This window comes from Mesorhizobium sp. CNPSo 4688 (assembly GCF_057784295.1).
On record NZ_JBWLUY010000008.1, the window covers coordinates 82,374 to 95,596 of the forward strand.

The window sequence follows — 13,223 nt, forward strand, 5'->3', positions numbered from 1 at the left end:
GTACTATAGGATGATTCCCTGGAGCCAGGAATTAATCTAAACGTTGATCCGAGGTGATCGCTCGAAGGTTGTCGAGCGGCCAAGGCAGCACGCGCAAGGAGTGTCCGAATGAGCACCGTCCTCAACGCCAAAGGCATTCCGCTTCCCTACACCGGGGCTTCCACCCACTGGTTTTCGGCGACCGGGGCCGGGCCGCAGCTCTACGGCACTTCGGGCAACGATTCCTTCTGGGGCGACACCAGCGTCAAGGTCACCATGTATGGCGGCGCGGGCGACGATTATTACCACCTCTATTCGACGATCAACAAAGCGGTCGAGCTGCCCGGCGAGGGTATCGACACGATCGACACTTGGATGAGCTACAAGCTCCCCGACAATTTCGAGAACCTCGTCGTCACCGGCGCCAATCACTACGCGTTCGGAAATTCGCTCGACAACATCATCAAGGGCGGCACCAGCAGCCAGACGTTCGACGGCGGCCTGGGTAACGACGTGCTGATCGGCGGTGGCGGCGCTGACACTTTCATCATCACCAAGGGCCACGGCAGCGACCTGATTACCGATTTCGGCGCGGACGACACCATTCGCCTCAATGGCTACGACTTCATGTCGTTCGACGCCGTCAAGGCGCATATGACGCAGGCGGGAGCGAACGTTGCGCTGACCCTCGGATCCGACGAGGTGCTGGTGTTCAACAACACCACCATCGACAAGCTGCAGCCCGGCCAGTTCGAGCTGCCGATCGACAAGTCCGGCATGACGCTGTCGTTCTCCGACGACTTCAACACGCTGAGCCTTCACAATAGCCAGGGCGGCACGTGGGACACGAACTTCTGGTGGGGCGCGCCGAACGGCAGCACGTTGACCCAGAACAACGAGCTGCAGTGGTATATCGACGCCAATTACGCGCCGACGAGCTCGGTCCATCCGTTCAGTGTGGCAAGCGGCGTTCTCACCATCACCGCGGCGCAGACGCCGGCGGACATCAAGCCGCTGATCAACAACTACGAATACACCTCCGGGCTCCTGACCACACACGACTCCTTCTCGCAGACCTATGGCTATTTCGAAATGCGGGCCGACCTGCCCGAAAACACCGGGGCCTGGCCGGCTTTCTGGCTGTTGCCGGAAGACGGCTCATGGCCGCCGGAGCTGGACGTCGTGGAAATGTACGGCCAGAACCCGAACCAGCTTCTGATGACCGCGCACACGAATGCGACAGGGCAGCACACCACGGTCGGGTCGACGGTGAATGTCTCGGACACCGCCGGCTTCCACACCTATGGCCTTTTGTGGGCGCCGGACAAGCTGGTCTGGACCTATGATGGTGTCCAGGTCGCGGAAGCGGCGACGCCGTCCGATATGAACAAGCCCATGTATATGCTGGTCGACCTTGCGATCGGCGGTCAAGCCGGCGCGCCGCCCGACCATCTCGCCACGCCCGCGCAGATGAAGATTGACTATATCCACGCCTATACGCTGAACGATTTGCAGCAGAGCCATCTGAGCGCAACAGGCGAGCACGCGGTCTAGATGTCGCGGGACCGCGCGCCGCTGAGGGATGCGGCCATCCGGCCCGGCCTGCGCCCGGTCTTCCTGCGCGCCGTCGCCGATATTGGCGTCTTCTCGTTGCTGATCAACATCCTGCTTCTGGTGATTCCGCTCTATCTGCTGCAGGTCTATGAACGGGTGCTGCCGTCCTCCAGCGTCGAGACGCTGATTTATCTCTCGGCCATGGCGGTCGTCGCGCTCGCCTTCCTCGGCCTGCTGGATGCGGTTCGCGCTATTTACGCGCAGCGTGTTGCGGCTACCGTCGACCAGAAACTGGGCGCGCGGACATTCGCTGCCTCGCTTGGCGCCAGATATGCCGGCGGTGCGCTGTCGCCGCTGAACGACCTTGCCACGGCCTGCGCCTTCATCAGGTCACGCGGCGTGGCGGTGCTGTTCGACCTGCCGTTTGCTCCCGTCTTCCTCGCCTTACTCTATTTCATCCATCCCGTCCTGTTCTGGCTGACGCTCGCCGGTGCCGCGCTTCTGTTTCTCCTCGTCGTGGCCAACCAGTCTGCCATCGGCAGGAACGATGCCATGTCGGCGGAACGCTCGGCCGTTGCCAGCCAGGCGGAGCAGGCCTTTGCCCGCAACAAGGACACGCTGCGCGCCATGGGCATGGTGCAAAATGCGGCCGCGATTTGGGGGCAGCACGTCGCTGAAGCGCTGACCCTGCACGACCGTTCCGGAAGCGCCAACGCCATCTTCAGCGCGACATCGCGGTCGCTGCGCATGATGCTGCAGCTGGCGATCCTCGGCGCCGGCGCGTGGCTGGTGCTGCAAGGGCAGATGACCGCCGGCATGATCTTCGCGTCCTCGCTGGTGTCGTCGCGCGCGCTGCAGCCGCTCGACCAATTGATCGGATCATGGCGGCAGATCGTCGACGCCAGGCGATGCTGGAGGCGGTTGGACACCGTGCTTGCGGCGCAACCGGCGCAAGCGCGCAAGCTTGCTCTGCCCGATCCTTCTGGCGCGATTTCGGTGCAGGATCTGTTCTTCATCGCGCCGAATGCGGCTTTCGGCACGGAGCCCATCCTGAAGCGGCTGAATTTTGCCATCGGCGCCGGTGAAGCGGTGGCGATCGTCGGCCCGAGCGGCGCCGGCAAATCGACGCTGGCGAAACTGCTTGTCGGGGCACTGCAGCCGACCGGCGGCGCGGTCAGGATCGACGGCGCCGACCTGAGGAGCTGGGACGAAACCCAGCTTGGCAGGCATATCGGCTATCTCCCGCAGGAGGTCGAACTTTTCCCCGGATCGATCGCGCAAAATGTCGCCCGCTTCGACCCCGCCGCCGATGATGCCGCGATCGTCGAAGCGGCCAGGCATGCCGAGGCGCATGAGTTGGTGCTTACGCTGCGCGACGGCTATCAGACCATGATGGGCCCGTCGCACACCGTGCTGTCGGGCGGCGAGCGGCAGCGGATCGGGCTGGCGCGCGCCTTCTACGGCAAGCCACGCATGCTGGTATTGGACGAGCCCAACGCCCATCTTGACGGCAGTGGCGAAACGGCGCTCGAGGTGATGCTGTCGGCCGCGCGCGGCGCCGGCGTCACGGTGCTGGTGATCACGCATCGCCCGTCGATCGCGGCGGCCTGCGACCGCGTGATGGTCCTGCGCAACGGCGCGATCGAAGCCTTCGGCCCCGCGAGCGAGGTGCTGCGGCAATCGGCGGCCGGCAAGGGCGTTGCCGGGAGCGCGGTGGTGACAGGCTCGTTCGTGCCGACCGTGCGCCCGCACAGCGTCCGCTTCGGATCATAGACGATGATGCAGCAGAGCCTTGCCTTCGAAAGCCGACCGCGCACCGACTTCCGGCGCACGGCCGTCGTCGGTTACGCGGCCATAGCGCTTTTTGCCGGCTGCTTCGGCTATTGGGCGGCGAGCGCGCCGCTCTCCGGCGCGGTGATCACGTCCGGCACGATCTCGGCGACCGGCGGCAACATCCTCATCCAGCACCCCGAGGGCGGCATCATCGAGCAGTTGCTGGTGCATGAGGGCGACCGCGTGCAACAAAGCGAGCCGCTGGTCCTCCTCGATCGCACGGCGGCCGAGGCCGATCTCAACCGGCTGACCAGACAGTCGATCACGCTCAGGGCAAGTGCTGCGCGGCTGGAGGCCGAGCGCGACGGATCGGACAGGCTGGCGCCGATCACCGATGCAGCCCCCGCGCAGTTCCAGAGCGATTTCGACAATCTGGTACGCGAACAACAGAAGGAGTTCGACGCCAGGCTCGCCCGGTTCCGGTCCGAGCAGTCGATCCTGGCGCAGCGCGTCGCCATGCATCGCGAGTCGGCACTGGGCCTGGACGCACAGAAACGGGCCATCCAGCAGCAGGCCGCCATCGTGAAGAAGGAGCTAGGCATCAAGGCCAGCCTGCTCGACAAGGGCCTCACCAACCGCAGCGAATATTCGCAGCTTCTGCGCAGCGAGGCCGATCTGGTCGGCCAGGCCGGGGCGCTGGAGGCGGACCTTGCGGCGACCAAGACACAGATCGTCGAAGCCCAGGCGCAGGTCGAGCGCGCGACCACGCAACGCGTCGAGGAGGCGCTGACCAAGCTCGACGAGGTTCGCACCAATCTGGCCGACATCGGCGAACAGATCACCGCGGCAGAAGCGGTGCTGAAGCGCACGACGATCAAGGCGCCGGCAGCCGGCATCGTGGTGTCGTCGACCTACAATTCCAAGGGCAGCGTAATTGCGCCGGGACAGAAGATCATGGAGATCCTGCCCACCGCATCAGGCCTCATCGTCGACGCGAAGCTGCGGCCGAAGGACGTGGATCTGGTTCGCGTCGGCCAGCCGGCGAAGCTCAGACTGTCGGCCCTCAACGCGCGCCTCACCCCTGAGGTCCCGGCGACGGTAACCCAAATCTCCGCCGACCGGCTGATCGATGAAACCACGCACGAGGCGTATTTCCGCGCCAGGCTGAAGATTACGGACACGCTGCCGCAGGGGGTGAAGGTCGGGCAGCTTTACCCGGGAACGCCGGTCGAGGCGTTTATCAGCACTGGCGACCGCACCTTCTTCGAATATCTTGCGCGCCCGATGCTGGATTCGTTCGCGCGGGCCTTCACGGAGCGGTAGGCGAGGGTGCCCCACCCGGCATTCGGCCCGGATGCCTGAGATGGGTCGGCGTGATGCCGGTCTGCTGGCGGAAGACACGGCTGAAATGGCCGGCATTGGGAAAGCCGCAGCGGTAGGCGATGTCGCCGATTGCCAAGTCGCTCCCTTCCAGCAGCGACTTCGCTTGATGCACGCGCAGCGCAAGATAGGCCGCCATCGGGCCGATGCCGAGCTCGGCGCCGAACAGGCGCTCGAGCTGGCGCCGCGATAAATTCAGCCGGCTCGCGATCTCGGCGACCGACAGCGTCTCCTGGAGATTGCTTTCCATCAGCAGCAGGGCCCGCTTCACGGCGCGGCTCGACGCCGCGGGAAAGAGGTCGCCGACGGGCTGCACGTCGCGGCTCGAGCGGATGCGGTCGAGCACCAGGATCTTGGCGGCTTTTTCCGCCGCCTTGCGGCCGATGAACTGCGACACGAAATGGCCGGCGAGGTCGGCCGCACCCGTGCCGCCGGCGCAGGTCGAACGGCCGCGGTCGACCGAAAACAGGCTGTCGGCATGGGCGTTCACGTCAGGGAACTGGCTGCGGAAATCCTTGATGTGGAACCAGCTCACAGCGGCGCTGTAGCCATCGAGCAAACCGTAGCGCGCGAGCACGAAGCTGCCGGTGCAGAGCGCCGTCAGCGGCACGCCCTTTTCGGCGGCGCGCAACAGGAAGGCCTCCTTTTCGGAGCTCAGGCTGCGGTTGGTGTCGAGCAGGCCACCGACCACGACGACATTGTCGAACTCCTCCGGATTGCCCATCGCCTTGGTCGGCAGCAGTTCGACACCGCAGCTCGCCCGGATCGGCAGGCCGCGTTCGCCGACGATCTCCCAATCGAACTCGATCCTGCGGCTGCGGTCGCCCTCATCGCCGGCCAACCGCAGCGTGTCGATGAACAGCGACAGCGGCGACAGCGTGAAGTCGCGAACCAAGAGAAACGCAAACCGCCTGGCCATTGTTGTTCCGGAACCGTCCCTCGGCTGGATGGAGTCTGATATCGCCAAGGATTTGGCACAGGCGTGCGCCCCGTGCTCCTCAGGAGCGGTCGCCGAATGTCGGAGATGAGATCGACGACTTTCTGATCCGCCGTGGACGTCACGGCATCGCCTTTGGCTTCAGCAGGCCGAGACCGCTCGCATTGGCCACAATTTGTCGTTATATTGTGGGTATGACAAAAGCACTGATCAAACAGGAACCGACCGGCAAGTGGGTGGTGCGTGATTCGCGCAGCGGTCGCTTCATAGAAGTCCATGGCGCCGATTCGATGAAGTCCTCACAGCTGCCTCTGAAAAAGAGCGTGGACCTCACGAAGCCAATCGCCGAGCAGGCCTTCAAAGGCGTCTCCCCAAAGGAACGCAAGTCCTCCATAAAGAACTGATCCTTGGCGGGGGCGCTGCTCGACACCCATACGCTCTATTGGCTGGTAACGGCTGCGCGCACCCTTTCTGAAGAAGCCCTCATCGCAATCGCTGAAAGCCAAGTCGCCGGAAAACTTTATGTATCTCCGATTACTGCATGGGAACTGACGATCGCCTCCCGCAAGCCAGTGCATAAGGATCCGCCAAACCTGGGTGCAGGGACACCCGCGAGGTGGTTCTCGGAAGCGGTTGCCGCTACGGGTTCGAAGATCATCCCAATCAAGCTACGGATCGCCTGCGAGGCAGCGGCTGTTGCGACCGATACCGGGCATAAGGACCCTGGCGATTGCTATCTAATAGCGACGGCGCGAGTAAGAAAAATTCCCATCATCACCCGCGACACAATCATGTTGGAGCTTGCTTCGACGGACTATCTGCGGGTCATTGTGTGCTGAGTTTGCTGTGTGCCAATCACCTCAGGCATTGATCGGCGCGGCGCGAGAAAAACCCTATCGTGTTTGTGTGACCTGTAGCGCCACCGGAGCGGAAAACATGACCCTGACCAATCGCGATATCATCGAGCTGACGGCGTGGCGGCGCAAGCTGCACCAGCAGCCGGAGATTTCGAACGAAGAAGAGAACACAGCCAAGGAAGTCGTCTCCTTCCTCGCCGGTACCGGTCCGGACAAGGTGCTGACCGGCCTCGGCGGGCATGGTGTGGCGGCGGTCTATGACAGCGGCAGAGCAGGGCCGACGGTGCTGTTTCGCTCGGAGCTCGACGCGCTGCCGATCGAGGAGCTATCGGGCGTCGAGCATGCCTCGCAGGTGCCGGGAAAATCGCACATGTGCGGCCATGACGGCCATACCGCGATCCTCGCCGCACTCGGCCGCCAGCTCGGGCGCGAAAGGCCGGCGCGCGGCCGCGTCGTCTTGATGTTCCAGCCGGCGGAAGAGACCGGCAATGGTGCGGCCGGTGTCGTCGCCGATCCACGCTTTGGCGAGATCGCGCCGGATTTCGCCTTCTCGCTGCACAATATGCCCGGCGTGCCGTTCGGCGAGGTGCGCCTCAGGGAAGGCGTGGTCAATTGCGCCTCGCGCGGCATGCGCATCGTGCTGGAGGGCAAGACCGCGCATTCGTCCATGCCCGAAACCGGGGTGTCGCCGATGCTGGCGATCAGCCAGCTGATGCCGGCGCTGCCCGCGCTCGGGCGTGGCACCTTCGCCGATGACGATTTCAGCATGGTGACCGTCACCCATGCGACGATGGGTGAGGCCGTGTTCGGCATCTCGCCTGCTCACGCCGAGGTGTGGGCGACGCTGCGCACAAGGCGCGACGAGCGCATGGCGGAGCTGGTCGCGGCCGCTGAAGTGCTTGCGGCCAGGACCGCGGTCGAGCACCGCCTGTCGGTCCGCTGCGACTACCACGAGATCTTCGTCGCCAGCGTCAATGCGCCGGATGCGGTGGAGCATCTCAACCGCGCACTGGACGAGGAGGGTGTCGCGCGAAGCGAGGAGGCCCTGCCGATGCGCGCCTCGGAAGACTTTGGCATTTTCGGCCACAAGGCCAAGTCGGCGATGTTCTTCCTCGGCGCCGGCGAGCGCACCCCTTCGCTGCACAATCCGGACTATGATTTTCCCGACGACCTGATCCCGATCGGCTCGAAGATCTTCATGCGCACGGCGCGCAACCTGCTGGGCTGAGCGGCTGTGCGAAATCCGCACGCCGAAGCTGCCTTTTTGCGGCTCGAATCATCCTGTAGTCGCCGACCTAAATTAGGAGGGGCTTGCGGATGAGAATTGCAATGGTCGTCGCGTTGACCGCGACAGTGGCAGGATGCGTGAGTTCTCCAGTCCAGTACGGCGCATCGCTTTCGCCGCAGGACCCGAAATGGGCGACGCCGGAATGTCAGCAGGCCCGCACCGATGCCATGAATTACGACCAGCGCGAGAAGGGGCAGCCGGGATGGGGCTTCGGCGTGCTGCTTGGGCCCTACAGTATGGGCCTCGTCGCGGCGGCAAAGGAACATCAGCAGCAGCAGAGAAGGCTGCTTGCCCGCCAGGTGCATCTGCAGTGCTCGAGCCTGCCGCTGCCGAAGGGTCTGGACTTCGATCCGCAAATCTACGCACCAAAGCCGGCGAAATATCCGTAGCGGCGGCACTTTTTGCCCCCGCCTTTGCTGCTCACACCAACCGCTGCCCGCCATCGATATGGATGGTCTCGCCGGTCATGAATTCGGCCTCCATCAGATAGAGATACGCAGGCGCCACATCCGCCGCTGCCGCGACCTTGCCCGCCGGCACGCGCCCGGCCATGGCGGCGAAGTAGCCGGATTTGGCGTCGCCGACGAGTTCATCCCACATCGGCGTGTCGACCCAGCCGGGCGAGACGATGTTGACGCGGCTGGGCGCCAGCTCCTGCGCCAATGCGCGGGCGAAATAGCTGAACGAGCCGGCGATCGCCGAGACGACGGAGCCGCCGGGCACCGGCGGTCGGTCCTTGTTGATGCCCGAGGTGAAAATCATCGAGCCGCCCTTCTTCAGGCCGCGCACCGCATGCTTGGCCAGCATCACCGCGCCGATCAGCTTGTTGTCGACAAAGCCGCGCACGAAATCCATGTCTGCATCGCAGATCGGATAGTTCGGCGGCGGCGTTCCGGCGGTGGACACCAGATGATCGAAGGCGCCGACCTCCTCGAACAGGCGGGCGATCTCCGCTTCCCTGGTCATGTCGGCGGCGATGCTTATTGCCCGGCCGCCAAGCGCCTTTTCCGCCGCCTTCAGCCGGTCCGCCGAACGGCCGACGATTGCCACCTCGGCGCCGTCTTCCACCGCGGCCTTCGCCACGCCGAGACCGATGCCGGAACTGCCGCCGACGATGACGATTTTTTGTCCGTTGAGCGATGCCATGTCTTCCTCCCGAAGTGAGGTTTGATCACAAATCTTGTGAGGATTTGTGATCGGTAAAAGCCGCGTGGACAAACCAAAATTTGGCAAGTATTTGTTAACAACACTCACAAATGCCGGCGCACGCACATGCCCCGCAAACTGCCACCGCTCAACGCATTGCCGGCCTTCGAGGCCGCCGCCCGGCACCTGAATTTCTCCAGGGCGGCCGACGAGCTCAACCTCACCCATGGCGCCATCAGCCGGGCGATAAAGCATCTGGAGGAGCAGCTCGGCGTGCAGCTGTTCGAGCGCGCGACGCGCTCGGTGCGCCTCACCCCGGTCGGCGAGCCCTATGCGCGGGCGGTGCGCGCGATGCTCGACCAGCTGACGGTTGCGACGCAAGTGGCGACATCGCGCCATTCCAACACGAGCCTGAACGTCAGCACCTCGGATGGTTTTGCCGGCAAGTGGCTGGTGCCCCGGCTCTACCGTTTTCATCGCGCGCATGGCGACATCGATGTGCGCGTGTCGACGTCAGGCAAGCTCACCAATTTCCTCGGCGACGGCATCGACATCGCCATCCGTTATGGTGGCGGCCACTATCCCGGGCTGACCTCGGAATTCCTCACCGGCGAGGAGGTGTTTCCGGTCTGCAGCCCGAGGTTGCTCGAAGGACCGCATCCGCTGCGCACGCCTGCGGATCTCAAACACCACACGCTGATCCGCGACGGCTACCGCATCGACTGGGCGGCGTGGCTGGCCAGCGCCGGCGTCGAAGGCGTCGACCCCAACAGCGGGCTGACGTTCGATTCCGCCACCTTCGCGGTCGAGTCGGCCGTGCAAGGCGAAGGCGTGGTGCTGGGCCGCACCATGCTGGTCTCAGCCGACCTCGCCACGGGCAGGCTGGTGCGCCCCTTCGACCATGCGCTGAAAGCGGTTTCGAGTTTTTACGTGGTGTACCCGCCGGAGGCGATCCGGCAACGGAAGGTGAAGGCTTTCAGGGATTGGCTGTTTGCGGAGATGGGATAGGGGTGGAGCGGCGAGAGCGGGGGTAGGACGGCACCACAGGGAGAGCACGTCAGCTGCGACGTCAGCTTTGCGCCTCAAGTCGGACGTTGAGCAGACCCTAGCCGCATCCCAAAAGCGGACATCTGAACGAACAGCCGAGGCGGCACGTTTGCGCCAGTTCCCGACATTGCCAACCAGACGATCTGATTACACTGCACGTCATGGTGGGGGGCATTCGACGACCGAGTTTGCCCATTCAACTCTTACTAATTTCAGAATGTGCTAATATTGCAACCGTGCGCCGCTGTGTGCAAAGTACGGCATTCGCATGTTGGGAACTGCAACCAATGGGGAGCACATGATCCGCAAGGCGCTTCTTTGGTCGGCTGCATCGTTGCTCGCCGGGGTCATCACGCTGTCCGCGCACGCTGCCGACAAGGTCGTCAACCTTTACAACTGGTCGGACTACTTGGATCCCTCGATCATCGACGACTTCACCAAGGACACTGGCATAAAGGTCGTTTACGACGTCTTTGACTCCAACGAGATCCTCGAGACCAAGTTGCTTACTGGCGGCTCCGGCTACGATGTCGTCGTGCCAAGCGCCAGTTTCCTGGCCCGCGAGGTCGAGGCCCGCGTCTTCCAGAAGCTGGACAGGTCGAAGTTGCCCAACATCGCCAATATGTGGGACGTCATCGAGCAGCGCACCGCCAAGTACGATCCGGGCAACCAATATTCGGTGAACTACATGTGGGGCACGGTGGGCTTAGGGTACAACACGTCGAAGGTCAAAGCCGCGCTTGGTGTCGACAGACTCGACAGTTGGAATTTCTTCTTCGATCCCGAGAAGCTGAAGAAGCTCGCCGACTGCGGAGTCTACGTGGTTGATTCGCCTACCGAAATCCTGCCCATCACGATGAATTATCTTGGGCTGAACCCTGAGAGCACCTCGCCGGAAGACTTCGACAAGGCCAAAGAGGCATTGATGCGCATCCGTCCCGACGTGCGCAAAATCGAGTCATCCGAATACATCAACGCTTTGGCGGACGGCGACATCTGCCTGGCGATCGGCTGGTCGGGCGACGTCCTGAAGGCGCGCGATCGAGCCGCTCAAGCCGGTAACGGCGTCACAATCGCCTACTCGATCCCTCGGGAAGGCACTGTGATGTGGTTCGATCAGCTGGCAATCCCCGCAGATGCACCGCACGTGGACGAAGCGGATGCCTTCATCAACTACCTCATGAAGCCTGAAGTCGCCGCCAAGAACACAAACTACGTATTCTTTGCCAATGGCAACAAAGCCTCACAAAACTTCGTTGAAAGAAGCATTCTCGGAGACCAGTCGATCTATCCTGACGATTCCACGCTAAAGAAGCTTTTCACCGTCTTTCCGTACGACCGGAAGACGCAGCGCGTGGCGACGCGCACGTGGACTAAAATCGTCACGGGTCAGTGATTGACCGCAGTTACACTTCCGGCGAACCGCCCGATTGTTCATCGGTCATCGGTCATCGGTCATCGGTCATCCGTCAATCCGCAATGCCTGCTTTCCGCAGGCCATCTAGCCAATGCTCCACGTCCTTCTCGCGGCGATATGGAGAGCCGCGCTTGTACTCACCCAGAGTGAAACCAGGTTTGCGCTCGAGGCACCTCCCCCACGCCAATCTTGCCTCGTTGATGCGTCCTAGCTGTCCCAAACACGCAGCCAGATTGGCGAACCCGCGATCATAGTTGTCGTTGTCCCAACGGCGGAACGAATCCAGCGAAGCCTCGTATTCACCGAGCAGATAGTAAGCGAATGCGAGTAGCTCGTGGACATCGCGGTGTTCGAGCGGACTCAGCCGTCTGAGCCGCTCGCCGATCTCGCGGGCCTTCGTGAGTTGACCGCTCCAAAGGCAGATGTACCCGACCCAGACGAGTACGTTCGGGTTTGTCGGGCCTGTCGCGAGTGCGCGTTGCCAATGGGTCTCGGCAACCTCGAACTCCCCTTTCCATCCATGCAGAGCGGCAACGACCGCCTCTGCCACTCCGGTGGCGTCGCCCAGTTCGATGGCCCGCAGGGCCGACTGCATAGCCAACAACTTCATGTCTCCGTCCGCTCGGAAAACGGAAAGGGTCGCGTAGGCGTCCGCGAGCCATGCATGCGCCCGCGCCAAATTAGGCTCCCAGCCAAGAGCCAACTTTAAGAACTCGACAGCAGCGACGGTGTCCTTCTCGGTGAATCGGTGCATAGCATCGATGCCGCGCAAGAACGCGTCATATGCGCTGAGGTTCGTTTGCGTTTGCCTGGTTCGAACGATCTCAGCAGCGCCCACCTTGCCCACCAGTGCCCAGGCAATCCTCTCTGTCACCTCGTCTTGAACGGCGAAAAGGTCATCGAGGTCTCGATCGTAGCGCTCGGCCCAGACATGATTGCCAGTGGCGGCTTCTATCAACTGCGCAGTGATCCTGACGCGTGCAGCCGCCTTTCGAACGCTTCCCTCGACGACATACCGAACACCGAGCTTCCTTCCGACCTCGGTGATGTTTACGGATTGACCCTTGAAAGCGAACGAGGAATTGCGCGCGATCACGAACAGACTCTGACTGCGACTGAGCTCGGTGATCAGGTCCTCGGCTATTCCATCCGAGAAATAATCCTGCTCGCGGTCTGCAGACATGTTTGTGAACGGAAGGACCGCCACCGATGGCTTGAACGGGAGCGGCAAATCCTCCGCTGAAGCAATTGACGCTGAAGGTTCTGGATCATCGCGCTGTTCTGTTTGAACCCGGTAGGCACGCACAGGCCCAGCAATGTTCTTCATCGTATGCTCGCCCAGGTCGACGAGCGTATAGGGAATCTTTCCCTTCACTTGATCATAGACGCTGCGTCCAATGACAACACCTCCGGGCTCACTGACCTTTTCCAGCCTGGCGGCCACGTTTACGCAGTCACCGTAGATCGTCGTCTCATCCAGGATAACCTCACCAGCGTTGACCCCCATTCTGAAGGCCATGCGCCGGTCTTCAGGAAGATCCGTATTGCGTGTCGCTATGCGTTCTTGCGTCTCGACTGCGAACTGCAACGCATCGACGGCGCTGGGAAACTCGATCAGCAAACTGTCACCCGCGGTGCCGACCAGTCGACCCCTGAATTGCGCGATCTTTGGATCGATCACTTCGGCGCGCAGTGCCTTTAGATGGAAGAGAGTCCCGGCCTCATCGGCCCCCATCAAACGCGAGTAGCCAGCTACGTCCGCTGCCAAAACCGCCACAAGCTTTCGTTCCGGGCGCGCCACGATGCCTCCTGGACTACAAAGACGTCACGTGGGTTTGCTGGGAA

12 protein-coding genes are annotated in these 13,223 nt (G+C 62.6%); 9 read left to right on the forward strand and 3 right to left on the reverse strand.

The features are described 5' to 3' along the window. Positions 1–108: 108 nt before the first annotated feature. The 3 genes from eglC to AC04SH_RS16415 are packed head-to-tail and all read left to right on the forward strand — an operon-like array spanning position 109 to position 4,629. Positions 109–1,533, forward strand: a complete 1,425-nt coding sequence (gene eglC / locus AC04SH_RS16405; RefSeq protein WP_488575795.1) for an endo-1,3-1,4-beta-glycanase EglC — start codon at positions 109–111, stop codon at positions 1,531–1,533. After that, positions 1,534–3,306 (forward strand): type I secretion system permease/ATPase, encoded by a 1,773-nt coding sequence (locus AC04SH_RS16410; protein ID WP_488575796.1) that lies wholly within the window; start codon positions 1,534–1,536, stop codon positions 3,304–3,306. It begins immediately after the preceding gene. 3 nt (positions 3,307–3,309) lie between these two features. Next, a complete protein-coding gene (locus AC04SH_RS16415) occupies positions 3,310–4,629 on the forward strand; it encodes an HlyD family type I secretion periplasmic adaptor subunit (protein WP_488575797.1) in 1,320 nt (439 codons plus the stop codon). On the opposite strand, the gene AC04SH_RS16420 is transcribed toward AC04SH_RS16415, so the two are convergent. Further along, on the reverse strand, positions 4,616–5,605 hold the full coding sequence (locus tag AC04SH_RS16420) for a GlxA family transcriptional regulator (protein WP_477233226.1): 990 nt from the start codon (positions 5,603–5,605) through the stop codon (positions 4,616–4,618). The genes AC04SH_RS16415 and AC04SH_RS16420 overlap by 14 nt on opposite strands. Before the next feature lie 212 nt (positions 5,606–5,817). Between AC04SH_RS16420 and AC04SH_RS16425 the strand changes: the two genes are divergently transcribed. From AC04SH_RS16425 to AC04SH_RS16440, 4 genes are all read left to right on the forward strand, one after another. Then, positions 5,818–6,027, forward strand: coding sequence for a hypothetical protein (locus AC04SH_RS16425; protein WP_477233225.1), 210 nt, complete (start codon positions 5,818–5,820; stop codon positions 6,025–6,027). A gap of 3 nt (positions 6,028–6,030) precedes the next feature. Next, positions 6,031–6,462 (forward strand): type II toxin-antitoxin system VapC family toxin, encoded by a 432-nt coding sequence (locus AC04SH_RS16430; protein ID WP_488575798.1) that lies wholly within the window; start codon positions 6,031–6,033, stop codon positions 6,460–6,462. A gap of 97 nt (positions 6,463–6,559) precedes the next feature. Beyond that, positions 6,560–7,708, forward strand: coding sequence for an amidohydrolase (locus AC04SH_RS16435; RefSeq protein ID WP_488575799.1), 1,149 nt, complete (start codon positions 6,560–6,562; stop codon positions 7,706–7,708). A gap of 137 nt (positions 7,709–7,845) precedes the next feature. Continuing rightward, the gene (locus AC04SH_RS16440; RefSeq protein ID WP_488575800.1) at positions 7,846–8,157 is read left to right on the forward strand and encodes a hypothetical protein; all 312 of its coding nucleotides are present in this window, start codon (positions 7,846–7,848) and stop codon (positions 8,155–8,157) included. 31 nt (positions 8,158–8,188) lie between these two features. Here the strand turns inward: AC04SH_RS16440 and AC04SH_RS16445 are convergent, their stop codons facing one another. Further along, positions 8,189–8,914 (reverse strand): SDR family oxidoreductase, encoded by a 726-nt coding sequence (locus tag AC04SH_RS16445; RefSeq protein ID WP_488575801.1) that lies wholly within the window; start codon positions 8,912–8,914, stop codon positions 8,189–8,191. A gap of 126 nt (positions 8,915–9,040) precedes the next feature. Here AC04SH_RS16445 and AC04SH_RS16450 point away from each other — a divergent pair, with 126 nt between their 5' ends. Together AC04SH_RS16450 and AC04SH_RS16455 are read left to right on the forward strand one after the other, a co-directional pair. Continuing rightward, positions 9,041–9,922: a transcriptional regulator GcvA gene (locus tag AC04SH_RS16450; RefSeq protein ID WP_488575802.1), complete on the forward strand. Its 882-nt coding sequence runs from the start codon at positions 9,041–9,043 to the stop codon at positions 9,920–9,922. A 337-nt stretch (positions 9,923–10,259) separates the two neighbouring features. Beyond that, positions 10,260–11,357, forward strand: coding sequence for a polyamine ABC transporter substrate-binding protein (locus AC04SH_RS16455; protein ID WP_488575803.1), 1,098 nt, complete (start codon positions 10,260–10,262; stop codon positions 11,355–11,357). Between the two features lie 73 nt (positions 11,358–11,430). Here the strand turns inward: AC04SH_RS16455 and AC04SH_RS16460 are convergent, their stop codons facing one another. Beyond that, on the reverse strand, positions 11,431–13,179 hold the full coding sequence (locus AC04SH_RS16460) for an adenylate/guanylate cyclase domain-containing protein (RefSeq protein WP_488575804.1): 1,749 nt from the start codon (positions 13,177–13,179) through the stop codon (positions 11,431–11,433). Between the last annotated feature and the right edge of the window lie 44 nt (positions 13,180–13,223).

Coding starts and splice junctions, on each gene's coding strand:
- eglC (WP_488575795.1), top strand. CDS start 109: ATGAGCACCGTCCTCAACGCCAAAGGCATTCCGCTTCCCTACACCGGG.
- AC04SH_RS16410 (WP_488575796.1), top strand. CDS start 1,534: ATGTCGCGGGACCGCGCGCCGCTGAGGGATGCGGCCATCCGGCCCGGC.
- AC04SH_RS16415 (WP_488575797.1), top strand. CDS start 3,310: ATGATGCAGCAGAGCCTTGCCTTCGAAAGCCGACCGCGCACCGACTTC.
- AC04SH_RS16420 (WP_477233226.1), bottom strand. CDS start 5,605: ATGGCCAGGCGGTTTGCGTTTCTCTTGGTTCGCGACTTCACGCTGTCG.
- AC04SH_RS16425 (WP_477233225.1), top strand. CDS start 5,818: ATGACAAAAGCACTGATCAAACAGGAACCGACCGGCAAGTGGGTGGTG.
- AC04SH_RS16435 (WP_488575799.1), top strand. CDS start 6,560: ATGACCCTGACCAATCGCGATATCATCGAGCTGACGGCGTGGCGGCGC.
- AC04SH_RS16445 (WP_488575801.1), bottom strand. CDS start 8,914: ATGGCATCGCTCAACGGACAAAAAATCGTCATCGTCGGCGGCAGTTCC.
- AC04SH_RS16450 (WP_488575802.1), top strand. CDS start 9,041: ATGCCCCGCAAACTGCCACCGCTCAACGCATTGCCGGCCTTCGAGGCC.
- AC04SH_RS16455 (WP_488575803.1), top strand. CDS start 10,260: ATGATCCGCAAGGCGCTTCTTTGGTCGGCTGCATCGTTGCTCGCCGGG.